Origin of the sequence: Nonlabens sp. (assembly GCF_047636915.1) — a bacterium.
In the GTDB taxonomy this organism is placed as follows: domain Bacteria; phylum Bacteroidota; class Bacteroidia; order Flavobacteriales; family Flavobacteriaceae; genus Nonlabens.
Genome location: NZ_JBLIGN010000039.1, coordinates 1 through 24,198, shown reverse-complemented (window position 1 = coordinate 24,198; position 24,198 = coordinate 1). Strand labels below are relative to the sequence as shown.

General features: G+C 36.8%; 19 protein-coding genes and 1 pseudogene. 18 read left to right on the top strand and 2 right to left on the bottom strand.

Features of this window, described 5'->3' with window-relative positions:
* The 15 genes and pseudogenes from ACJAT0_RS07660 to rlmN all read left to right on the top strand — a co-directional run.
* Positions 1-157 (top strand): annotated as a pseudogene (locus ACJAT0_RS07660) (aminotransferase); the annotation flags it as partial.
* Positions 154-1,014 (top strand): prephenate dehydrogenase, encoded by an 861-nt coding sequence (locus tag ACJAT0_RS07655; protein ID WP_374002506.1) that lies wholly within the window; start codon positions 154-156, stop codon positions 1,012-1,014. The pseudogene ACJAT0_RS07660 and the gene ACJAT0_RS07655, both read left to right, overlap by 4 nt.
* A complete protein-coding gene (locus ACJAT0_RS07650) occupies positions 1,004-2,086 on the top strand; it encodes a chorismate mutase (protein WP_374002505.1) in 1,083 nt (360 codons plus the stop codon). Before ACJAT0_RS07655 ends, ACJAT0_RS07650 begins: the two co-directional genes overlap by 11 nt.
* 504 nt (positions 2,087-2,590) lie before the next feature.
* A complete protein-coding gene (rsgA, locus tag ACJAT0_RS07645) occupies positions 2,591-3,592 on the top strand; it encodes a ribosome small subunit-dependent GTPase A (RefSeq protein ID WP_374002526.1) in 1,002 nt (333 codons plus the stop codon).
* Entirely contained in the window at positions 3,592-4,041 is a 450-nt protein-coding gene (gene dtd, locus ACJAT0_RS07640; RefSeq protein ID WP_415181195.1) for a D-aminoacyl-tRNA deacylase, read from the top strand. Before rsgA ends, dtd begins: the two co-directional genes overlap by 1 nt.
* 69 nt (positions 4,042-4,110) lie before the next feature.
* Positions 4,111-6,015: a DUF3857 domain-containing protein gene (locus ACJAT0_RS07635; RefSeq protein WP_415181194.1), complete on the top strand. Its 1,905-nt coding sequence runs from the start codon at positions 4,111-4,113 to the stop codon at positions 6,013-6,015.
* Positions 6,012-8,006, top strand: a complete 1,995-nt coding sequence (locus ACJAT0_RS07630; RefSeq protein WP_415181193.1) for a DUF3857 domain-containing protein — start codon at positions 6,012-6,014, stop codon at positions 8,004-8,006. Before ACJAT0_RS07635 ends, ACJAT0_RS07630 begins: the two co-directional genes overlap by 4 nt.
* Before the next feature lies 1 nt (position 8,007).
* A complete protein-coding gene (locus tag ACJAT0_RS07625) occupies positions 8,008-8,334 on the top strand; it encodes a nucleotide pyrophosphohydrolase (protein WP_374002951.1) in 327 nt (108 codons plus the stop codon).
* Positions 8,335-8,336: 2 nt separating this feature from the next.
* Positions 8,337-9,623 carry a 3-phosphoshikimate 1-carboxyvinyltransferase gene (locus ACJAT0_RS07620; protein ID WP_415181192.1) on the top strand — a complete coding sequence of 429 codons (1,287 nt, stop codon included), beginning with the start codon at positions 8,337-8,339 and terminating at the stop codon, positions 9,621-9,623.
* A 66-nt stretch (positions 9,624-9,689) separates the two neighbouring features.
* Positions 9,690-10,742 carry a tRNA preQ1(34) S-adenosylmethionine ribosyltransferase-isomerase QueA gene (queA, locus tag ACJAT0_RS07615; protein WP_415181191.1) on the top strand — a complete coding sequence of 351 codons (1,053 nt, stop codon included), beginning with the start codon at positions 9,690-9,692 and terminating at the stop codon, positions 10,740-10,742.
* Positions 10,743-11,051: 309 nt separating this feature from the next.
* Positions 11,052-11,285, top strand: coding sequence for a hypothetical protein (locus tag ACJAT0_RS07610; RefSeq protein ID WP_415181190.1), 234 nt, complete (start codon positions 11,052-11,054; stop codon positions 11,283-11,285).
* A 75-nt stretch (positions 11,286-11,360) separates the two neighbouring features.
* Complete coding sequence (locus tag ACJAT0_RS07605; protein WP_415181189.1) at positions 11,361-11,612, top strand: hypothetical protein; 252 nt, start codon at positions 11,361-11,363, stop codon at positions 11,610-11,612.
* Between the two features lie 41 nt (positions 11,613-11,653).
* On the top strand, positions 11,654-12,595 hold the full coding sequence (locus tag ACJAT0_RS07600; RefSeq protein WP_415181188.1) for a T9SS type A sorting domain-containing protein: 942 nt from the start codon (positions 11,654-11,656) through the stop codon (positions 12,593-12,595).
* Between the two features lie 131 nt (positions 12,596-12,726).
* Entirely contained in the window at positions 12,727-15,042 is a 2,316-nt protein-coding gene (locus ACJAT0_RS07595; protein WP_415181187.1) for a T9SS type A sorting domain-containing protein, read from the top strand.
* A gap of 73 nt (positions 15,043-15,115) precedes the next feature.
* Positions 15,116-16,159: a 23S rRNA (adenine(2503)-C(2))-methyltransferase RlmN gene (rlmN, locus tag ACJAT0_RS07590; protein ID WP_374002843.1), complete on the top strand. Its 1,044-nt coding sequence runs from the start codon at positions 15,116-15,118 to the stop codon at positions 16,157-16,159.
* Positions 16,160-16,240: 81 nt separating this feature from the next.
* Here rlmN and ACJAT0_RS07585 read toward each other — a convergent pair whose 3' ends face one another.
* Together ACJAT0_RS07585 and ACJAT0_RS07580 are read right to left on the bottom strand one after the other, a co-directional pair.
* The gene (locus ACJAT0_RS07585; protein WP_415181186.1) at positions 16,241-17,605 is read right to left on the bottom strand and encodes an aryl-sulfate sulfotransferase; all 1,365 of its coding nucleotides are present in this window, start codon (positions 17,603-17,605) and stop codon (positions 16,241-16,243) included.
* Positions 17,606-17,716: 111 nt separating this feature from the next.
* Positions 17,717-19,327 carry a choice-of-anchor J domain-containing protein gene (locus ACJAT0_RS07580; RefSeq protein ID WP_415181185.1) on the bottom strand — a complete coding sequence of 537 codons (1,611 nt, stop codon included), beginning with the start codon at positions 19,325-19,327 and terminating at the stop codon, positions 17,717-17,719.
* A gap of 236 nt (positions 19,328-19,563) precedes the next feature.
* Here ACJAT0_RS07580 and ACJAT0_RS07575 point away from each other — a divergent pair, with 236 nt between their 5' ends.
* The 3 genes from ACJAT0_RS07575 to ACJAT0_RS07565 form a co-directional block, all read left to right on the top strand.
* Positions 19,564-20,541 (top strand): polyprenyl synthetase family protein, encoded by a 978-nt coding sequence (locus ACJAT0_RS07575; RefSeq protein WP_415181184.1) that lies wholly within the window; start codon positions 19,564-19,566, stop codon positions 20,539-20,541.
* Positions 20,542-20,683: 142 nt separating this feature from the next.
* A complete protein-coding gene (der, locus tag ACJAT0_RS07570; RefSeq protein WP_374003883.1) occupies positions 20,684-21,988 on the top strand; it encodes a ribosome biogenesis GTPase Der in 1,305 nt (434 codons plus the stop codon).
* Between the two features lie 202 nt (positions 21,989-22,190).
* Positions 22,191-24,198 (top strand): outer membrane beta-barrel protein (locus ACJAT0_RS07565; RefSeq protein ID WP_415181183.1); only part of this gene is annotated, 2,008 nt, incomplete at its 3' end.

The following is a 24,198-nucleotide window of genomic DNA, read 5'->3' as shown; positions in this document are numbered from 1 at the left end:
ATTTGTGGATCGGTTGCTTTACGAGATGAATATATTCATTGCTCCAGGAAGTATTTTTGGTAAGAATGGAGCTGGATATGTGCGGTTTTCGCTTTGTGTGAATGAGGAGCAAATAAAAGAAATGATCGTAAGGGTTTCTAATAAGGTCGAAGTATGAAAAACATCTTCCTTATAGGAACTGGATTGATAGGTGGCTCGATGCTTAAAGATTTGCGTACCCATTATCCAGAAGCTGCTTTTTATGGTATAGATGAAAAGGAGATTCATGTTCAAAAGGCAAAAGAAAATGGCATTATTGATCAGGTAGCCCGATTTGAAGATCTAAAAACAGCAGATCTTGTAATTATTTCCATTCCTGTAGATGCAACTTTAGAGGTGTTACCTCGGGTTCTCGGCTTCGTGAATGAAAACACGTTGGTTATAGATGTAGGGTCCACTAAAGAGGCTATTTGTAAGTGTGTAGTAAATCATAAAAATAGAAGGAGCTTTCTAGCTACTCATCCCATTGCAGGAACCGAATTCTCTGGGCCAGAGGCAGCGGTATTGAACTTGTTTTACAAGAAAACAATGATTGTTTGTGAGGTAGAAAAAACGGCTTTTCCATTGCAGGAAAAGGCAATAGCAATTTTTGACCTTTTAGGAATGCGTGTGCGATATATGACCTCAGCAGCTCATGACAAGCACATTGCTTATGTCTCGCATCTATCACATATCTCTAGTTTTATGCTAGGCAAAACGGTTATTCAGGAAGAAGAAAATGAACGCGATATTTTTGACCTCGCAGGCAGTGGATTTGAAAGTACGGTAAGATTAGCAAAAAGTTCACCAGCGATGTGGGCACCTATCTTTGCACAGAATAAAAAACATGTTTTAGACAGTTTGGATGGATATATTGAAAATTTGTCCCGCTTTCGCGAAAGCTTAAAGAACAACGATCACAAAGCCATATTTAAAGATATGGAACAAACAAATAGAATTAGAACGATACTAGAAGGAATAGGAAATGAAAAATAAGAAGGAATTCAGAAATTGGTTAAACGATCATAAATTAGAGCACCCCATAGTAATCGCTGGTCCATGCAGCGCAGAGACCGAAGAACAAGTGCTTAAAATCGCACATGAATTAAAGGATACTGACGTGACTTACTTGCGTGCCGGCATTTGGAAACCTAGAACGCGTCCTGGAAACTTTGAAGGGGTAGGAGCGATCGGACTTAAATGGCTGCAAAAAGCCAAAGCAGAAACTGGTCTTTTAATAGCCACGGAGGTAGCCAACCGCGCTCATGTAGAGTTAGCTTTAGAACACGACGTAGATCTTTTATGGATAGGCGCGCGATCCACAGTAAGCCCATTCATTGTTCAAGAAATTGCAGACGCCTTGAGAGGAACGGACAAAGTGGTTTTAGTAAAAAACCCGGTAAATCCTGATCTAGCTCTTTGGATAGGAGCTGTAGAACGTCTACACACAGCTAATATTAAAAAGTTAGGCGTTATTCACAGAGGTTTTTCTACTTACAGCAAGTCTAAATACCGCAACAATCCAGAATGGCAAATAGCAGTAGATTTCCAGACGCGTTATCCAGATATTCCTTTAATATGTGATCCATCACACATTACCGGAAAAAGAGATATGATTCTTGAAGTATCACAAACAGCTCTGGATTTAAATTATGATGGATTGATGATCGAGTCACATTATGATCCTGATAATGCATGGAGTGATGCAGCACAGCAGGTGACGCCAAAGGCATTAATGAACATTTTTAAAGATTTACGTATTAGAAAAGAGCAAGATGATGAAGCTGGTTACCAGTCTCAACTGAAAGTTCTTAGGGCGCAAATAGATGTGATTGATAATTCCATTATAGAAACTTTAGGGAAAAGAATGAAAACTGCCGATGCTATAGGAGCTTTGAAAAAAGAACGTAACGTAGCGGTTTTACAATCTAAAAGATGGAACGAGATATTAGGTAAAATGATTCTTGCTGGAGAAGAGGAAGGGTTAAGTGAAGAATTTATTCTCAGAGTTTTTAAAGCAGTGCATCAAGAGTCTATTGTACATCAAGAAAAGGTGATGAATAAATAGATCTCTGTAACGCTATCTTTGAGTTTGTAAAATAAATGATAACTCAACATGCAAACATCCAATTCTTATTTCTCACTTCGGCAAGTTGAACGCAACTCCTCGAGGTGAATAATTATACGCAAAGGGTGTTTGCGGTGTCGCAATTCGGTTCCAAAGAACTGGTAGAATCTGACATACCAACTATTTGTGTTGGCATTGTTTGGATGTATTCTCCGTGTTTTATGGAATATAGGTTTTGACTTTTAATTTAATTATGTTGTCCGTTACGCATCTCTAATTTCCCCATCTTGTAATTGACGAGAGCAGCCAATGGAGTGCCTTATTTTATTCCTACACGAACTAAATAAGGGGTTTGCGATGCTGGAAAATAATCGAGACCCTAATTTTCTATCTCATCATCATTAGAAGAGACGGAATTAATTCTACTCCTTATGACAGTTTTGACGCAGACTGCTACTTATAAAAGGCTTAATTTTGTTTTATGAAGAAAATACAACTCAATTAATGACTGGAACTGTTTATAGATCTACCGGCAGCTGGTATGAAGTTAAAGGAACTGATGGGGCGTTTTATTCTTGTAGAATCAAGGGGAAATTTCGTTTAAAAGGGATAAAAAGCACCAATCCTGTCGCTGTAGGAGATGAGGTGGATTTTGAGATTGAGAAAATAGGTGATGAGGAAATAGGAATTATTAATGTGATTCATGAACGCGAGAATTACATCGTAAGAAAGTCTGTTAACTTATCAAAACAAACACATATTATTGCTTCCAATATTGATCAGGTTTTTTTATTGGTGACCTTAAATAATCCGCCTACGTTTACTTCCTTTATAGATCGAGTGCTGGTTACTGCTGAGGCTTATCATATTCCAGTGGTACTCGCGTTCAATAAAGTGGACACCTATAATGACGATCAAGACGGTATTATTATCGATCCAGAAACAGGTGAAGAATTACTCACCATGACCGAGCTGGATGAGGTGCGCTATCTTATGAGTCTTTATAAATCCATAGGGTATGAGTGCATAGGTATAAGCGCCGCAACGGGAAAGAATATCGATTTGGTTAAAGAGAAAATGAATGGAAAGACAAGCATGTTTGCAGGCCATAGTGGAGCTGGGAAAAGTACACTGGCAAATGCAGTGCAGCCCGGATTGCAATTAAAAACCAAGCAAATATCAGAGCAACACAAACAGGGACAACACACCACTACGTTTGCAGAGATGTTCGACCTTGATTTTGGTGCTAGATTAATCGATACACCAGGAGTGAAAGGTTTTGGTGTGGTAGATATGGAGAAAGAAGAAATAGGCAATTATTTCCCTGAAATAAAAGAATTGAGGCAACAATGTAAATTCCATAATTGCATGCATGTAGAAGAACCTAAATGTGCGGTAAAAGAGGCCGTAGAGAACGGAGAAATGATCTTAAGCCGTTATGAAAGCTATGTGCAAATAGTCAAAGGAGATGAAGATAACTATCGACAGGATAAATATACGGTCTAGTGAGAGTAGTTATCCAACGAGTGAGTGAGGCAAGTGTAACGATAGATGGTTCTATTCATGGAGCTATCAAAAAAGGCCTGCTTATTTTATTAGGTATCACTCACGAAGACATGCAAGAAGACATCAACTGGCTCGTGAATAAAATCTCAGGTATGAGAATCTTCTCAGACATGGACGGTAAAATGAATTTAAGTATTCAGGATATCGACGGGGAAATTTTAGTCGTCTCACAATTTACACTGTTTGCCAATACAAAAAAAGGCAACCGTCCCAGTTATATAGAGGCTGCAAGACCAGAGGTGGCCGTGCCTTTATACCATGCTTTTGTCAACACGCTTTCGCGAAAGCGAAACAAAGAAATAGCTACAGGAATATTTGGAGCAGATATGAAAGTACAATTAGTCAATGACGGTCCTGTGACTATTATAATGGATAGTAAAAGCAGATAATCTATTTTTCGGATTATCAAAAGGTAATTTTGATGGAAAGTACCTCAAAATTTACTTTCTTTGGTGTGTATGAAAAATATTACTATTCTAGCTGTATGCCTTTTATTGGTTCAAGCAGCTTTATCGCAAGAAGAGTTGTTTACATCTTCCACTATTCCAGATCAATTAACAGTAGATGCAAATGCGGTCATAAGAAAAAATGACGTAATCATTACTGTAGAATCTTATGACGAATTTGAGGTTATCACCGACCGTATAGTTACTGTTTTAAATAAAAAAGGTTTAGGGGATATCAAGGCAGGGGAATCTTATAACGACGATATAGAGATCGAAAAGATGGAAGCTACTATTTATGACGCTTCAGGAGAGAAAATAGAGCGATTTAAAAGTAAAGCGTTTAAGGACGTTAGTGCAGTGCCCAACGGCACCTTGTACAGTGATAATCGATTGATGTACTTGGACTACACACCGCGTAGTTATCCTTTTACCGTTCATTTCACGTCAAAAGTGGTTTATAGTTCTACGGCTTTTTTGCCTGGGTGGAAGCCACTAGAGTATTTTTATGCCAGTACAGAAAATGCGCATTATAGAATAATCAATGAATCTGATGTAGAAATTAAAGTTAAAGAGTCTAACCTTGAAAATTACAGTGTTGTTAAAAATGGAGAGTTAGATTACACTGCTTCAAATCTTACTGCGATTTTACCACAGGCCTATAGTCCAGATTTTTCAACATATGGTCCACTAGTAAAAGTTGCTCTAAAGCGTTTTATAATGAATGGTGTGGATGGAGTGAATACCGATTGGGTTGAATTTGGAAAATGGATGAATGATGCTTTGTTATCTGATGTGGGAGAACTGCCTCAGTCAGTCATTGATGAGGTTAAAGTATTGACTAAAGATGCTATTACTCAAAGAGAGAAAGCGATGATCGTATATAATTTTATGCAGGTCCGTTCTAGATATATCAGTGTTCAAGTGGGAATAGGAGGATGGAAACCCATCGAGGCAGCAAAAGTACATGAGGTGGCCTATGGGGATTGTAAAGGTTTGTCTAACTATACCAAGGCATTACTTAATGAAGTAGGTATTGAATCTCATCACGCCATTATATATGGAGACAGAAATATACGTAGCATAGATAGTGAGTTCTCTTCAACTCAAGGGAATCATATGATTCTATATGTACCGCAATTAGATAAGGAACAAAATATCTGGTTAGAATGCACGAGTAAGACCAATCCTTTTGGATACATCGCTGGATGGACAGATGATAGAGATGCTTTGGTTGTTAGTAAAGAAGGTGGTAAGATCATACACACTACTATTTACGAGACGGATACTAATTTACAGAAATCTACTGCTCAAATTGAGCTTAAAAAAGATGGAAGTGCAGTTGCGAGTATCGACATGACAACGAGCGGTTATCAATATTCTTTTAAAGATCAATGGGATAAAAAATCACAAAAAGATCTGAAAAAGGCTTACTCTAATTACTGGAGCCATTTAAATGGAATTCATATTGATAAAGCAAAAGTCATTACTGATGTTGAACTTGTCGAAGTGAGAGAATCGGTAAATTTAACAGTGGATAAGTATGGATCTAAAACGGGTGATTTATTATTGATACAGCCTGTATTTTTTAATAGAAACGATTCAGAACCTACGAAATACAAAGATCGTTATACAGATTTTGAAATCGATAGAGGTTATGTAGATGTAGATAATTATGAAATAAAACTGGATATAGGTTTTAAGGTAGATGCTTTACCAGATAATGTAGAGTTGAAAAGTAAATTTGGAAATTATAAATTAACAATTACAGACACTGGAAGTGGAAGTTTAAAAATTATTAGGTATTTAAAAATCAATAAAGGGTACTTTAATAAAGAAGATTACGAATTGTATAGGGAATTCAGTGCAGAGATTGTAAAGCACGATAACTCTAAAGCTGTTTTAAAAATTATAAAATGAAAAATATATTAGTAATTCTATTGTTAAGTTGTGTTTATAGTTTTGGTCAAGATTTAAAATCAGGAATAATAACCCTGCAAGATTTTGAACTAAAGACAGAAGATACTAGTGATGATCATGATGCCATTCTTATTTTAAATAGTGTAGATGTCGTTTTTGTAGACTACAAACAGTACTTGTCCATTCGTCAGCGCATCAGGATTGAAACAGAGAAAGGTCTAGATTATGCGACCCAAAGCATCCAATTGTATCAGTCAGATAGCGGTAGAGAGACTCTGAAAAACTTGTCTGGCACTACTTATAACCTGACAGACGGAAAAGTAGAGAAAGTAGAGCTGGATGTAAATTCTGTTTTTGAAGAAGATTTAAGTGAGTTCTACACCTTAAAATCTTTTACCATGCCAGATGTAAGAATAGGCTCTATAATTGAATTTTCATATGTTGTTGAATCTCCATTTCCTTATATAGATGATATTAACTTACAGTACGGTATCCCCATAATTAATTTAGCTTTAAATATACAGTTCCCAAACTATTATTCTTATAACGTAGTTTTTAACCCCAAGTCTAGGTATAAGATTGATTTTAATGCAAAGGATTTTGAAGATAGTTTAACATCCACTTTAATTGATGCAAGTGAAAGTGATTATTTTGATTCTGATCAAAAAATTCAGCAGGTGAGAGTTTCAAATAAATCAATCAGTTTTACACAACAACATATTCCGGCTTTGCTGCCGGAGTTCCTATCTGGAAATTTAAATAAATACCGTGCAAAGATGATTATCAATATAGCCTCTTTCAATGATGTACAAACTGGAAAGGTTAGAAAAGAGTTCGGCACTACTTGGGAAGCAGTTGCTAAAACCATTTACGATAGTGATAAATTTGGAGATGAGGTGAAACGCTCTCGATTCTTCAGAAAAGATTTAGAAGATCTTACCCAATCTTTAACAACCCCAAAAGAAAAGGTAACCGCAATTTTAGATTTCCTTAAATTAAAAGTAAAATGGGATGGTAAATATGGAGTATTTACTAAAGATGGTATAAAAGAGGCTTATAAAAAAGGATCTGGAAATGTTTCAGAAGTAAACCTATTGCTCGTTTCAATGTTAAGGGAGGCAGAGATAGAAGCAAATCCTGTTTTAGTAAGTTCTGTGGATAATGAGACACCTATTTTTCCTACTAGAGAAGGTTTTAATTATATAGTGGTGCAAGTATCTTATGGAGATGAAAAAGTACTTGTAGATGCTACAGAGAAATTTGCTGGACTTAACTTATTGCCTATTAGAGCGGCAAACTGGAAGGGTAGACTGATCAAAAAGGACGGTAGTTCTGAATGGATAAGGCTTACAGATAATCAAAAATCAGAAGACATCGTGTTTTTAAATATCAAACTAGATAGTGAGTCTGAAGCTAGCGGTAATGGACAGAAGAGGCACACAAATTACAGAGCTCTTAACTCTAGAAACACAAATATGAATTCTACAGAAGATGAATTAGAAAAGCACATTCAAAATGATAACGTTGGACTTGAAATAAGCAATGTGATTGTGGAAGGTCTAGAAAATGTAGACTCTGATCTGACCTACAAATATGATATTAAGTTTAAAAATGCCTTTGACAAAGTAGGGGATAACATTTATATAACACCATTATTATACGAGGCTAATGAAGAAAGTCCTTTTAAGTTAGAAACTAGGAAATTACCTCTAGACTTATCGTTCCCGTATAAAACTAAAACTATCGTTAATATAAAGATTCCCGAAGGTTATGAAGTAGAATCTATCCCTGAAAGTATTAAAGCTGTTTACAATGATACTATAGGTTATTATAAATACGTTACCAGGAATCAAGGAAACATGATTTCTACGGTAGCTACTTTTAACTTAGATGTATCAGTTATACAACCTAAAGATTATCCAGCGTTTAAAAAATTCTTTGAAGCAATAGTGGAGAAAGACGCTCAAAAAATAGTCCTAAAGAAAATCTAACATGAGTATAAAGAAATCACAAGAACAAGTAGATCAATGGATCAAACAGCATGGAGTTCGTTACTTTAATGAACTTACTAATATGGCCCAACTTACAGAAGAAGTAGGTGAAGTAGCTCGCATCATTGCTCGCCGTTATGGGGAACAAAGCGAGAAAGAAAGCGATAAAAATAAAGATCTAGGAGAAGAACTGGCAGATGTTATGTTTGTCGTGCTATGTCTCGCAAATCAAACAGGAACAGATCTAGAGGCTGCCTTTCATAATAAGCTTGCGATAAAAACAGAAAGAGATCACGATAGGCATCATAATAATTCAAAACTAAAATAGTAGTGATTGATTTAAGACTGTCCAAGGTTACAGCAGCTAAAAATAAGGTCTCACTGACTATTTCTGGATCAAAAAGTGAAAGTAATCGCTGGTTGATTTTACAAGCGCTTTATAAAAACATAAGTATTTTAAACCTATCCGATAGTGATGACAGTAATCATTTAAGTGAAGTTCTCCAGAGTAATGATGCTGTTCTAGACATAGGGCATGCAGGCACGGCAATGCGTTTTGGAGCTGCTTTTTTTGCGATGCAAGAAGGGAAAGAAATTATACTTACAGGAAGCGATCGCATGAAACAACGCCCCATAGGCATATTAGTGGACGCGCTCAATAATTTAGGTGCTGATATTTCTTATTTAGAAAAAAAAGGCTTCCCGCCATTAAAAATAAAAGGTAAAAAAATAACTGGAGGTAGGCTTCCTATAGATGGAAGTGTGTCCAGCCAGTTCCTTACCGCCTTACTACTCATTGCGCCTAGTTTTGAAAAAGGACTACAACTCCATATAATAAACCAACTTACCTCTAGGCCTTACCTAGAAATGACGGTAGATATATTAAGACAATTGGGTGTCGATATAAGTTTTGAACCGTTTGCCAAAACTCATAAAGAATATAAGCATAATGAAGCAGTTCAAGAGTTGGTTCGAATAAAGCCGCTTGTGCTGCCAGTAATAGAAACAGCGACGGTAGAGAGCGACTGGAGTAGCGCTGGATATTGGTACAGCTGGGTCGCATTTCAAGAGCCTGGGTACGAGATACACCTCTCTTTTTACAATGCAGCCTCATTACAGGGCGATCATAAGTTGGTGTATATATATTCCCCACTAGGTGTTACCACTATTTTTGATGAGTACGGAATGCATCTGATAAAAGAGGATAAGCGACTGCCCGATAAAGTCGTGCTGGACTTAACTAATGAGCCAGACCAGGCGCAAACTATCTTTGCTACCTGTCTAGGTTTGGGGATTAATGCACATTTAACAGGTTTACATACACTTAAAATTAAAGAGACAGATCGCATAGAGGCTATGATGCAGGTTGGGTCACGCTTTCGCGAAAGCGAAATCAAAATAACAGATCATTCTATAGAATTACATTTTAAAACACAAACAGCATTTAATCAAGAGGTTCTAGTTGATACTTACCAAGATCATAGAATGGCAATGGCATTTGCCCCACTTTGCATGAAGACAGCTATTGTTATTAAGGATGCAATGGTAGTTACGAAGAGTTATAAAAGGTTTTATCAAGACCTTAAAGAGGTAAATGTAACGATTACAGAAATTTAACTGTGTTTTTACTTGACAAGGCCTATGCTCAGATTGTATATTTGCAGCTTATAAAATAATCAATTAATGAAGTTATCACAATTCGGTTACGAGCTACCAGAAGATCGCATCGCACAACATCCTGCAGAAAATAGAGATGAGTCTAAGTTGATGGTGTTGCACAGGAAAACTGGTGAAATTGAGCATAAAATGTTTAAGGATGTGATTGATTACTTTAATGAAGATGACATCTTTGTGATGAATGATACTAAGGTTTTCCCTGCCAGATTGTATGGTAATAAAGAAAAAACTGGTGCAAGAATCGAGGTTTTTCTTCTTAGAGAATTGAATCCTGAAACAAAATTATGGGATGTATTAGTAGATCCTGCCAGAAAAATAAGGATCGGAAATAAATTATACTTTGGCGAGGATGAAAACCTAGTAGCTGAAGTTATAGATAATACCACTTCTCGGGGGCGTACATTGCGTTTTCTCTATGATGGAAGTTATGAAGAATTTAGACAAGCGCTTAAAGATCTTGGAGAAACACCACTGCCTAAAGAATTAAAGAGGGATGTGGAGCCGGAAGATGAGGAGCGCTATCAAACGATTTTTGCTGAAAAAGAAGGAGCTGTTGCAGCTCCAGTTGCGGGCCTTCACTTTTCAAGACATCTTTTAAAACGACTTGAGATAAAAGGAATAAAGAGAACTGCAGTCACTATGCATATAGGTTTAGGAACATTTGCTCCAGTCGAAGTAGAAGACCTCTCTAAGCATAAGATGGACAGTGAGCAAGCATTTATTACTCAAGAGACTTGTGATATTGTGAATCATGCAATAGATACTAGAAAAAATGTTTGTGCGGTAGGAACAACAACAATGCGTACATTAGAAAGTGCAGTGAGCAGCAATGGTCATTTAAACACATTTAACGAGTGGACCAATAAATTTATTTTTCCTCCCTATGAATTTAGTATCGCCAATAGCATGATTACTAACTTTCACCATCCTAAATCAACTCTAATGATGCAGGCAGCTGCTTTCGCTGGATATGATTTTCTGAAAAAAGCATATGAAATAGCTTTAAAAGAAGATTATAAATTCAGTACTTACGGAGATGCGATGTTGATTATTGATTAAGCGTTTCTTATATTAATTTCAATTTTAAAAAAAAGCCTTAAAATTTATTTTAAGGCTTTTTTTTTAAATCGTTTATCATAGAATAATAAGGATCGGCACCTTATGTTACAACAGGAACTTTAACATATAGAATTATGTTAAAACGCTGATTGTATTTATATTATGCTCATTACTAAATGATTAAGAATGAAAAAGAGGTGTTTTATTGTCGTTTTGCTTGTCTCCCAAATAGTCCTAGGACAAGTTACCAATGAAGCAACTCCACGTAGTTGAGATCTTACTTTTAAAAGCCAGCCACAAAAGGTAGTCATGCCGTCTATTGATTTACAAGCTCTAGAGCAAGAAGATGCTTTAATGGATCAAGGATTGCCTAAACCATACCGATTTGGTAAAAAAATTCCTGTCGACCTTCATTTATTTAATTCAGGTCAGTGGACAGAATTGGAAAATGGGGGCCGCATATGGAGGTTAAATATAGAATCAACAGGAGCAAGGACTATTAATTTCTTATTTGATCGCTATGACCTTCCAGAAGGAGCATAAATGTGCCTGTAAAATAAGGATCATACAGACAAGATAGGTCCCTATACTCAAAAAGAAAATCAAGAAGATCGTATTTTGGGTTCTTGGATCATTTATGGCGATAATGTTTGGATAGATTATTACGAGCCAGCGGCTGTTAGAAATCAAGGAAGAATTTCTATAGAACAAGTAGTTCATGGATATAGAGGTTTTGGAAAAGTAGAGAATGACTTTTTAAAATTAAATGAGTCTGGAGCTTGTAACGTAGATATAATGTGCAATCCCAACCAAGGGTCCACTAATGGACAGGACTGGGTAACCATAAGAGACAACTACAGACAGGCATAGCACGAATAATCATAAATGGGAATGGCCTTTGTACAGGGACCATGATCAATAATGTACGAGAAGATGCAACTCCCTATTTTTATACGGCAAACCATTGTTTAGGAGCTAGCGACGGTGCTTCGGGATCTTTTAATGCTGCTAATTGGGTTTTCGGTTTTGAATGGTTTGCCACTACTCCAGATGGTGCCACCTTTACAAATACCACAGGTCCTTTTAATCCTACACAAGTTTTAAGCGGTGCGGTGTTAAGAATGAATCACAGTTTTAGCGATACGGCCCTTTTTCAGTTGAATCAATCTCCACCACTAGCATGGAACCTTTATTATGGTGGATGGGATCGCACAACAACTGTGTCAACAGCACAATTAGGGGTTCATCATCCATCTGGTGATATCATGAAATTATGTAGAAATGATCAGGCTCCAGTTGCTCAAAATATGACTATAGGTGGTGTAACAGCTCAAACATGGGCAGTAGCAGATTGGGACTATGGAGTAACGGAAGGTGGTTCTTCAGGCAGTTGTCTTATAAATACAAACGGTCATATGATAGGAGAACTTTATGGAGGAGCAGCAGCTTGTAGTGCGACTGTGGATAACGGGCAACCAGATTTTTATGGTAGAATGAGTACTGCTTGGAATGGTGGAGGTGCAGCTGCCACTGGACTTAGTAGCTGGTTAGATCCAGATAGTACTGCGGCAAATACATTAAATAGAGCGTTTTACAACATTTTAAATAATAAGGATATAGTTGCCGCTTTAAGCATTAAAATTTACCCTAACCCTTCAACGGGTTTCGTACATGTGATTCTGGAAAGCCCATCTAGTTACCGTATTTATGACCTTTCAGGAAAACTAATACACAAAGGGTCTTTTGATCAAGTTGAAAATCAACTAAATATTAAAAATCTTTCTAACGGAATCTATTGCTTAAAGGTGGAAGATGAAAACAGAACCGTTACAGAGAGAATTTCTAAAATTTAAATCTGATCGGGTTTATTGATGATATTTAATATCATGAATTCCATAGTGTTTTCATTTAAAGTCCCATTGAACCTTGATTCTTTAGGGTTTTTTATTTATGTTGACTATATTGCCCTCAATAAATTCAAAACATGAAAAAAATTACCTTTTTGCTGGTTTTATTTGTAATACAAATAACAGCAGCCCAAAACGATTTTTCTGGACAGCAGCCCTTGTCCTGGAAATTAACAACTAGTTACGACAGTCCAATTGAAAAATTTAAAAATGTTCCTTTTGAGGAGTTAGCAAATGAAGATGCAGTTCGCGATTTAGATAAAAGTACCCCATGGCGTTTTGGTTATGATTTTGCAGCAAATATTGATCCCGATACGCATGGTCAAAAAATTACTTTAGATAATGGAGATCAGTTGTGGAGAGTTAGGATCCAATCCCCTGCTGCAAGAACAATGAATATTTTCTTTGATTGGTTTGATTTGCGACCAGGAGCATGGATGAGAGTATCTGCTTACGACCAAAGCGATCTTTCAAAGCTATTTACTTATGAACAAAATAATGTAAACAAAGCCTTAGGGATATGGCCTATTGAGTCTGACGATGTTTGGGTGGAGTTTTATGAGCCAAAAGATTTAATAGGACAAAGTAGAATAGAAATAGGGAATGTGATACATGGGTATCGCACTACTGAAGATTTTTATGAAGCAAAAGCTTTAAATGATTCTGGCGACTGTAATCAAGATGTAAATTGTGATATAACTCCTACTGGGGCTGATCCTTTCGGTATCGATCAAGTGAAAGAAGATGTGAAGAAAAGTGCTGCTATGTTAGTATCTGGTAATAACGGTTTTTGCTCTGGAGCACTGGTTAACAATACGGCTAATGATCAGGCGCCGTATTTCATGACCGCAAATCACTGTCTAGGTGGTGGTGTTTCCGGCTGGGCTTTTAGATTTAACTGGAGAAGTACAGTAGACAGATGCTCTTCTACGCAAGGTAGTGTAACTGGTGTATTTGATCAAACGGCTAGTGGGGCTCAATTATTAATGAGCAGTAGCGATAGTGATATGGCTCTGGTGAGGATCACAGATACAGGTTTTTTCAATTCTAATCCAGATATAGTTTGGGCAGGATGGAATAAATCGACTACAGCTATCCCAACGGTGAGTTTTTCTATTCACCATCCGCGAGGAGATATACAGAAAGTATGCAGAGATGACCAAGGCGGCGCGCGTAATACAAGATCTTTTAATGGCAACAACGCGACTAAGATGTGGCTGATTTCTGATTGGGATTTAGGAGTTACCGAGCCTGGATCTTCTGGATCACCGTTATTTAATGAGAACGGGGAAATTATTGGAGTTCTATCTGGTGGGGCCGCAGCATGCAATGGTACCACCGATAACAATGCTTTAGATTATTATGGTAGAGTAGATACAGGTTGGGATTTTGGCACTACAAATAGTACTAGATTGAGCAACTGGTTGGATCCTACTAATTCTGGTCAGGATAGTTTAGGACAGTATCCCCCTTTACAAGTTTTTGCTATTGATGCGAGTGCTATTATAAGTAATGTTCCATCGCTGGTTTGTTCTGGAACGATCAGTCCAGTGGTTCAAATTACTAATGGAGGTTCGAGCACTCTTACAAGTGTAGACATCGTCTATCGCTATGATAGAACAGCCAATACAACAACTATAAATTATACAGGTAGCATTGTTCAAGGTGCAAGCGATACGGTTAACTTACCTCCTTTTACAGTAACAGGAGCGGCTACACTTACTGTAAGTTTAGAGAATCCAAATGGGGTTGCTGATCAAAACGTTGCTAACAATAGAATCACCGCTGATTTTGATTTGAATCCTTCACCTTCATTTGCTGCAACTAGCACGGTAGTGTTTACCATATTGACAGATAATTATGCTAGTGAAACATCTTGGCAAGTTACTGATGATTCAGGTGCTATAGTGGCTTCTGGTGCAAGAGGATCTTTACCTGCAAGTACAACATCTTACACAAGGCCTTTTAATATAGTGAGTGGAGGATGTTATGAATTTACGATCAGCGACTCTGCAAGTGATGGCATTTGTTGTGGTTTTGGACAAGGTAACTATTCATTAACTACAGATACAGGAGTTCAAATTTTCTCTGGTGGAAGTTTTACAGATGCTGAAGTGACTCCTTTTAAAATTGATTCCGCCGCTGGATTAGAAGACGAACTTCAAAATTCAGTGCGTATTTTCCCTAATCCCTCAACAGGTATTTTTAGTGTGGAGTCTGGTCTCGATGCAGTTAAGTATGATATTTATAGTTTGAGTGGGAAGTTGGTCAAATCTGGTAGTTTGGTAGCCGGTACCTCTCAAATAAATTTAGAAGCTGTTTCAAATGGTCTGTATATCCTCAATTTATCGGTAAATGAGGTTCAAATTACAAAGAAGCTGATTAAGAAGTAAATAAACTTAAGAATTTATAGCTAACGCGTTGTAAGATCATGTAATTTTGCAATGCGTTTTTTTACACCATATGTTGAAAGAAAAAAAGAAAGATATCAGAGCCTTAACTAAGGATCAGTTAAGAGATTTTTTTGCTGGAAGTGGCGATAAAGCTTTTAGAGGTAACCAAATATATGAATGGTTATGGAAGAAGGGGGCACATTCATTTGACACCATGACTAATCTTTCTAAAGAAACCCGAGTTTTTTTAGAAGAGCATTTTGTTATCAACCATATCAAGGTGGATGATATGCAAAGAAGTCTCGACGGGACTATTAAAAATGCAGTAAAATTGTACGATGGTTTAACAGTAGAGTCTGTACTGATACCTACAGAATCTCGAACGACAGCTTGTGTATCTTCTCAGGTAGGTTGTAGTTTGAATTGTGAATTTTGTGCAACCGCTAGGCTGAAGCGCATGCGTAATCTCGAACCAGATGAAATTTATGATCAAGTAATAGCGATAGATCAACAAAGCAGGTTGTACCACAACATGCCCTTATCAAATATCGTTTTCATGGGAATGGGAGAACCATTGATGAATTATAACAATGTTCTCAAATCTATTGAAAAAATAACTAGTGAAGATGGTTTAGGGATGTCTCCTAAGCGCATAACGCTTTCCACAAGTGGAGTTCCTAAGATGATGAAGAAACTTGCAGACGATGGACCGAAATTCAATCTGGCGCTGTCATTACACAGTGCTATTGACGAAAAGCGAACTAAAATCATGCCTTTTAATGAACGGTTCCCTCTTGTCGATATTAAGGATGCCCTAAAGTATTGGTATGATAAAACAGGAACAAGGGTCACCTACGAATACGTTGTTTGGAAAGGGATAAATGATACGGAAGAGGATGTCCATGAGTTAATAAAATTCTGTAAGGTCATTCCTTGTAAAGTGAATATCATAGAATACAACTCGATTGATGACGATAGATTTGAACAAGCTAGTGCAAAATCGGTCGAATTATACAAAACACAATTAGAGCTGCATCGCATCACAGTTAATGTAAGGCGCAGTAGAGGTAAAGATATAGATGCTGCATGTGGGCAACTAGCAAATAAACAGAAGTAATTTTTTAAACGTAGTCAGGAAAGATTCCAGAAACGCTATATGCTTTCAGTACAGCCGTAGCTATTGTATTATGTATAGCATCTAAAGTCCCAAAGCGATCACTCCTAAATAATCCTTTTCATAACTTCTAGATTTAAATCCAGAAGAGTCAATTTCTAGTACTCCATTAACTTCTATCGCAGCGTTAAATTCCCAAAGAATTTCATTGGCATAATTCACTTCTCTAATTATATTGCCTGTTGTACTCGTAATAAGCGTGTTACCAGAAGGTAATCGCTGTGTTCCAGAGGTTCTTTGAGAGTATATCTCTTCACTTGAATAACTCCATATAGGGTTGGCTGGGCTGTTGCCGCTGGATGGTAACATCTCATATACACCATCAGGAGATACGTTTATATGTATTTCTTTTACAGTAGAAAAGTCTGGACCGTCTTGATTATCAAAGACTAAAAAAGTGCCTCTAGAAAGACTGTTATTCCCCACAAAACTAGTATCATGATGTTCGTGTAGTTGTTGATCCATTGGTGTTCCAGAAGTATAGTTCATTGGGTTTCCCCATCTGTAAAGAATTTCACCACCTTTATTGTATCTGCCGCCAATGTTGGAAGCTGCTTGTTGCGTAGATAGGTCATGATCAATTATAAGGAATTCATTAAGAACCCTGCTATTTAAAACAATTTGATTAAGTGATGGAATGTAATTTAATCCATTTACATGTGTGTAGTTAATTCCTTCCGTTGATAAATTGATATCAAATAAATTTCCATTGCTAACAGCTCCAAAATTTAACTTTGAAGCATCAAAGTTTTGTACTAAATGATCCCACAGAGACCATTCCCAAATGATATTTGCTTGACCTGAACCTACCGGTTGTATTTCTATTACTTTATCTATGATAAGTCTATCTTCAACTATAGAATTAGGGTCTCTACCATTTGCAATACATGCTGCCCTATCTTTAACCACCCAAACTGAAGCTAATATGTTGCCATTAGGCAATAAGGAAATATCGTGATGCAGTGCTTCGGTCGCTGTGTCTAAGCTCCATTTCCATATTTGATTATTATTTTTATCAATAATTTCTATGGCACCAGTTTTACCACCTAGGGTTATGCCGTTGTTCACACCTGTTATTACGGGCCTAACGACAGAGCCATCTTCCCTTAGATATCCCATAAAGGTAGACTCAGTACTAGACCATCTTTGTAAGATAGTTCCTTGACGATCAATTAAAAAGGATGAATTACCTCTAAACGGAGAGACAAGTACATAATCATCAGTTAATTCATCTTGATTATAAACAGTTATGTTAGCTTCTGTGATGACTTGTGGAGCTATTGCAATAGCATCATCATCATTTTTACAAGAGTAAAGAGTGATGATAAAGAAGCCTAAAGCTAGTATCCTACTTATTAATTTATAATTTTCACGATTCGAAAAGAGCATTCTTTTTGTTTTAAAATTAATGATTAGTTATCACAAAACAAATATTATGAAGTAGACATAATGAAAAAAGCATCCCCAAGGAGATGCTTTTTAAATAAGAATAAGAGGAGTTTATTTTTTAATAAACTTAACCGATTGAGTAGTGCCTTCAAAAGCAACTTTAGCTATGTAAACTCCAGCAGGAACAGCATCCATTTTTATGTTAATGCTAGATTCATTGAATTTTTGATTTGCCACTTGTTGACCTAAAAGGTTATATATTTCAACAGCTTCAATTGATCCTTGAGAGATCTCGACATTCAAAGAATTCGTACGACTATTAAAGAAAGAATTTAAACTAACTTCATTAAAGTCACCTACGCTTAGTGTTGATGAAATGGTTATAGCATCTGCAAAAACTGAATTGCCAGCAGTTACTCCTGTAAGAACAGTAGATTTATCTCTAATACCAAAATAATAATCACCAGAAGAAGCAGGTGAAAATGTGCCACTTCTTACCTGATATGTAATATTGTTCATATCGTCAAATGTGGCTAAAACGGTATTTGTTGCACCGTCATTTGTGGTAGCAGCAATAAGCTCAATATCCTTATTTGGTGTTGTAGCATTGGAAACCACACTATTTCTTTGGTCAAAACTAAAAGTATATTGATTTCCAGTAGTAAGCGTAAAAGGCCCGAAAAATAAGGTAGCGTCTGCGTCTGCATTTGAAAAAGTATTATTGGAGAAGAAGAAACTAATACCATTACTAGCACGATCATTTGTTGTGTCGCCGTCAGTTATATCATCTTGACCAAATGACCAGTTATTTGTATTTGTGAAAAAGCTTACTCCCAAATTCAATAAAAGTGCTTGATTTGCATCTGGTTCTAAATCTTCGGAAAAAGGAAAAGAAACGGATGCATTAGGGCTGGTTCCAACAATAATTTCTTCCCAGTCTGATAGAAGCCCCATACCACAATTTTGTCTTACAAAAAGATTATAAGAAACACCAGGTGTTAAGCTGGTTAATTGATAACTGCTACCCGCAGTTACAACGTCTGTAGTTCCGCCCGGGTCACGTAATGCATAAGGAAATAAACCGTACTCAATTTCAAAGTCACCTGCGTTAGTCCAAGTTACGTCAGCGGTTGTGGATGTGAAATCGGTAAGGTTTAAAGCATTGGGTATAGCACAGGCTGGTGCACCGTCTACAGAAACATCATCTATAGCAACCGCGTCACCATCATTATTCAAGTGAATAAAAGCGATGTAAACACTTGAGTTTAAATATGCGCTTAGGTCTATGACAAAATCAACAGGTCCCGTATTTGCGCCTAGAGCTGCCTCATTATAATTTGCTATTTCTGTGAATGTGGTAGTATTTGTCTGAGAAGTAGTGGATACCCTTATAGAAAGTGTCGATCCATAGTCAGGAGCATTAAAGTCTCTGGCATTGAATTTCAATTCATTTTGCATGGCATTAACTGGAATAAGAGGCGTTACAATCCAATCTTCTGCTATTGCCGTTGCCGGTGTTACCGCTTCCCAAATACATCGAGCATCTAGGTCAGGAGCAGTTCCTTGTTGCGTCCATGTTACAGCTGTACCAAGTCCGTTTGCGCCAGGATAAATAACCCAACCAGCTGGTGGGAAAGTGGTGCCGTTAAAATCTTCGGTAAACTGGGCGCTACCAAAGTTAAATGACAGTATAGCCATTAATAATAAAGTAATTTTTTTCATTTTTAGAGATTTTATGATTATGGTATAAAGATATAATTTTCAAATAGTTTACCACTAGTATATACCACTGTCATTGTAAAAATTTAAGGTTTTATTAACAGATAATAAGTATAAATCGTTAAAATATTTTTTTCAGCGAGATTTTAAATTATGGATTTCACTAATTAGCACACTATTTCTAGTAAAAATCTTAAACTTTCAAATCAGTAAGAACGGGAACAGTATATTTGTATTCTATGAAAATTGTTGAGCAAATTAAGGAGCCTATCGTTCATGAAATGGAACTTTTTGAAGAGAAGTTCCATCTTTCCATGGCTTCACGTATTGCACTGCTCAATCGCATTACCCATTTTATAGTGAACCGCAAAGGAAAACAAATGCGTCCCATGTTTGTTTTTCTAGTAGCAAAAATGGTAGGTAATGGACAAGTAAACGAGCGTACTTACCGAGGTGCATCTGTTATCGAGTTAATTCATACCGCTACCTTAGTGCATGATGATGTGGTGGACGATAGTTTAAAGAGAAGAGGTTTTTTCTCTGTAAATGCCTTATGGAAAAATAAGATTGCTGTTTTAGTGGGAGATTACTTGCTTTCTAAAGGGCTTCTTTTAAGCATTGACAATAAAGACTTTGACCTATTGCAGATCATAAGCGTTGCGGTGCGTGAGATGAGTGAAGGAGAACTGCTCCAGATAGAAAAAGCTCGAAGACTAGATATAACAGAAGAGGTGTACTACGATATCATACGTAAAAAGACAGCCACTTTAATTGCTGCTTGCTGCAGTTTGGGTGCCTGTTCTGTCGATCCAGAAGGAGAAGATGTGGAGAAAATGCGCAAATTTGGCGAGCTTATAGGTGTGGCATTTCAGATTAAAGATGATCTTTTCGATTATGGCAACAAGCGGATCGGCAAACCTACAGGAATCGATATCAAGGAGCAAAAAATGACGTTACCGCTTATTTATAGTCTGAATACCGCTACTCCCAAAAATAAAAAATGGCTAATCAACTCTGTAAAGAGATATAATCGTGACAAAAAACGCGTGCGCGAGGTCATAGATTATGTGAAGGATCATGGAGGTCTTGATTATGCCATTAAATCGATGTATCATTACAAACAAGAGGCGTTAGATATTCTCAATACTTATCCAGAATCTGCCTATAAAGAGTCCCTATTAAAAATGGTAGATTACGTGATCGATCGCAAGAAGTAAACCGTGTTTTTTTAGTGTTTTAATCATTCTTTTATCAAGGATAGTTCCGCTTTCGCGAAAGCATAATATTTATAAAACATCTTACAAAACCTAATGCTCTTGTAATCAATAAAAAACTACCTTTGCAAACGCAAAAAATGCCATCATGAGTATAGTAGCAATTGTAGGAAGACCTAATGTGGGTAAGTCAACTCTTTTTAATCGTATGATTCAACGTAGAGAGGCAATTACCGATTCTGTTAGTGGGGTAACTAGAGATAGACATTACGGCAGAAGTGACTGGAACGGTAAAGAGTTCTCTCTTATCGATACCGGTGGTTATGTGATTGGAAGTGATGATGTTTTTGAGACAGAAATCGATCATCAAGTAGAATTAGCTATTGATGAAGCTGACGCCATTCTATTCATGGTAAATGCCGAAGAGGGAATCACTCCTATGGATGAAGATGTGGCAAAGCTGTTGCGCAAAGTAACAAAGCCCGTTTTTCTAGTTGTGAACAAAGTAGATAATAATCAGCGGGAGCAAGATGCTTATGAATTTTATAATCTAGGTCTTGGGGAATACTATTCTGTTTCCAGTATGAATGGAAGTGGAACTGGAGATTTACTGGACGAATTAGTAAAAGTGCTTCCAGATACCGAAGAAGAGCAAAGAGACGATTTACCTCGATTTGCGGTAGTAGGAAGACCTAATGCAGGTAAAAGTTCTTTTATCAATGCCTTGATAGGAGAGGAGAGATATATCGTTACAGATATTCCTGGAACAACACGTGATTCTATAGATACGAAGTACAATCGTTTTGGTTTTGATTTTAATTTAGTAGATACTGCTGGAATTAGAAGAAAGAAGAAAGTACGGGAAGACTTAGAGTTCTATAGCGTGATGCGCAGTGTAAGGGCTATTGAGCATTGTGACGTGTGTATCGTAATGCTAGACGCGACAAGAGGGTTTGATGGACAGGTGCAAAATATATTTTGGCTGGCACAGCGTAACCGTAAAGGAATTGTGGTATTAGTTAATAAATGGGACCTTATAGATAAGGAGACTAATACGGCTAAAGAATTTGAAGCAAAGATTAGAAAGGAAATGGAGCCATTTACAGATGTTCCCATTGTCTTTATATCAGTTCTTAACAAACAGCGTATCCATAAAGCGATTGAAACAGCCGTTACCGTTTTTAATAATCGTTCTAAAAAGATCAAAACAAGTCAGCTTAATGAGGTGTTGCTTCCTCTTATCGAGAAGTATCCGCCGCCATCATTGAAAGGTAAATTTGTAAAAATTAAGTTTGTTACTCAGCTGCCTACAACACAACCGCAATTTGCCTTCTTCTGTAATTTGCCCCAGTATGTGAGGGATGGCTATAAAAGGTATCTGGAAAACCAGCTTAGAAAGCATTTTGATTTTCATGGAGTGCCAATTAGTGTTTACATGAGAAAAAAATAATATATTTTTATAATTTGACAGTAAAAAGCATCCTTTTGGGATGCTTTTTTGTTGTAGCTCTTATTTTGATGAAGTGGGTTGCCCTGCAATAAGAGTTTTATTTTCACAACAAAATGTTAAGACGTATGTATGGATAAAATTTCTCGAATATAATTGCGTTTGTCTTTTGTTAATTAAAGCTAATCAATCCAATCTAATCTGTATGAGATTATGTATCAATGCTATTTTTATAATGGCTCTTTCCAGCACTTTACACGCTCAGCAATTCAATATTAAAGGAATAGTAAAAGACGCTACCACTAAGGAGAGGATGCTAAGCACAACAGTTTATCTAGAAAGTGTGAAAGACTCTACATTAATCACCTATTCTATCACGAATGAAGATGGAGTTTTTAACCTATCGGGAAATACAGCTTATGAAAGAGTAAATTTTATCGCTTCTTTTCAAGGGTATAAAAATTATTCATTTCTAATGAGTCTTGAGGAGCGTAGAGATATAGACCTAGGAGTAATAGATTTAAGTAGCGACATAGAATCACTAAACAGTGTTCTGATTACCGCGCGTAAAGCGCCTATAACAGTTAAAAAAGACACTTTAGAATTCAATGCTAAGTCGTTTAATACAAAAGCTGATGCGACTCTGGAAGATGTCTTAAAGGAATTGCCAGGAGTTGAAATCGATAAGGATGGAAAGATCACCGTAAACGGAAAAGAAGTTTCTAAGATTTTGGTTAACGGAAAAGAATTTTTTGGCGATGACCCACAAATAGCTCTTAAAAATCTACCTAAAGAAATCATTGATAAAATTCAAGTAACAGAGTCAAAAACAGATGCCCAAAAAGCTACTGGAGAAGCTGGAGACGCAAATGCTAGTGAGATTAATATTACTATAGATGAGGATAAAAATAAAGGCTGGTTCTCTAGACTTACTGCTGGTGGAGGAACAGACGAACGTTACTCAACTAGCGGAATTGTAAATTACTTTAATAATGATTTCAAGCTAAGTGTATTGGGAAGCAGCAACAACATCAATAGCCCTGGTTTTTCTTTTGACGAAATCTACGACGCTATGGGAGGCAGCGCCTATTCTATTTCTAGAAGTAGTAATGGAAGCTTCGGAATTAATGGACAGAATTTTGGTGGTAGTAGCGGTATCACCTCTAGCGATAGCGCTGGAATAAATCTATCTAAGGATTGGGGTGAAAAGGTTGGTGTTTCAATGAACTATTTTTATGGAGGAAATGATACCAGATCTGCCTCTGACAGCCGTCGAGAAACCTTCTTACCAGACCGTACTTTTATTACAGAAAGTTCTAACCGAGGTGATCGAGCAGGAGATAGTCATAGAATAAGTGGTCGTATAGAAGTGAAACCAGATACACTTACATCGTTCAACATCAGTCCTACTATTAATATTTCTGATAATTTTAGTGACAACACAAGCAGTTCTAAATCTAGTGATGACAGAGGGAATACTATAAATGATGTAACTACTTCTAGCATTTCTAATTCTGATAACCAATCACTAGGAGCTAACTTTAACTTCTCTAGAAATACCAAAGAGAAAGGTACTTATTTTGGTTTTTACGGAAATGTAAATAGAGATAAGAACAACTCTCAGAGTGATTTTAATAGTATTATTATTAGATACGATAGCTTAGGGAATCCTGAAACTCCAGATATTCAAGATCAACTCATTGATACGAAGTCAGAAAGTAATAGTTTCTCAGTTACACCATACCTTAATAAAAAACTTACAGACGCCTTGGGACTATCGGTTAACTACAACGTAGAGACAGGGAATCAGAAAAATAAAAGGAGTCTTTTTGATCGTGATGGTTCAGGAAGTCTACTTTTTAATAACCTATTAAGTAATGATTATGAAGTAAAGAATAGCCAGCAAAGGCCTAGTTTAGGACTGCGTTACGATAAAGGAGGCTTCAGATTTGATTTAAGCGGTGGGATTATTCATCAAACATTGGAAAGTGAAGATGTGCTGCTCGACACTAGGTTTGATAAAGAATTTACAGATCCATACCTTAGAGCAAATGTGAATTACAAATTTGGTAAATTCGGTAGGGCATATATAAATTATAGCAATAGCATCAATATTCCTAGTGTTAGACAGTTGCAGCCTGTAGAAGATAGAACAAATCCGCAAAACATAGTTGTGGGGAATCCAGATCTCGATGCCAGCCAGCAACACAATG

Excerpts from the sequence above, each read along its gene's own strand:
- ACJAT0_RS07655 (WP_374002506.1), top strand. The coding sequence starts at position 154 with ATGAAAAACATCTTCCTTATAGGAACTGGATTGATAGGTGGCTCGATG.
- ACJAT0_RS07650 (WP_374002505.1), top strand. The coding sequence starts at position 1,004 with ATGAAAAATAAGAAGGAATTCAGAAATTGGTTAAACGATCATAAATTA.
- rsgA (WP_374002526.1), top strand. The coding sequence starts at position 2,591 with ATGACTGGAACTGTTTATAGATCTACCGGCAGCTGGTATGAAGTTAAA.
- ACJAT0_RS07635 (WP_415181194.1), top strand. The coding sequence starts at position 4,111 with ATGAAAAATATTACTATTCTAGCTGTATGCCTTTTATTGGTTCAAGCA.
- ACJAT0_RS07630 (WP_415181193.1), top strand. The coding sequence starts at position 6,012 with ATGAAAAATATATTAGTAATTCTATTGTTAAGTTGTGTTTATAGTTTT.
- ACJAT0_RS07625 (WP_374002951.1), top strand. The coding sequence starts at position 8,008 with ATGAGTATAAAGAAATCACAAGAACAAGTAGATCAATGGATCAAACAG.
- queA (WP_415181191.1), top strand. The coding sequence starts at position 9,690 with ATGAAGTTATCACAATTCGGTTACGAGCTACCAGAAGATCGCATCGCA.
- ACJAT0_RS07610 (WP_415181190.1), top strand. The coding sequence starts at position 11,052 with ATGCCGTCTATTGATTTACAAGCTCTAGAGCAAGAAGATGCTTTAATG.
- ACJAT0_RS07600 (WP_415181188.1), top strand. The coding sequence starts at position 11,654 with ATGATCAATAATGTACGAGAAGATGCAACTCCCTATTTTTATACGGCA.
- ACJAT0_RS07595 (WP_415181187.1), top strand. The coding sequence starts at position 12,727 with ATGAAAAAAATTACCTTTTTGCTGGTTTTATTTGTAATACAAATAACA.
- ACJAT0_RS07585 (WP_415181186.1), bottom strand. The coding sequence starts at position 17,605 with ATGCTCTTTTCGAATCGTGAAAATTATAAATTAATAAGTAGGATACTA.
- ACJAT0_RS07580 (WP_415181185.1), bottom strand. The coding sequence starts at position 19,327 with ATGAAAAAAATTACTTTATTATTAATGGCTATACTGTCATTTAACTTT.
- ACJAT0_RS07575 (WP_415181184.1), top strand. The coding sequence starts at position 19,564 with ATGAAAATTGTTGAGCAAATTAAGGAGCCTATCGTTCATGAAATGGAA.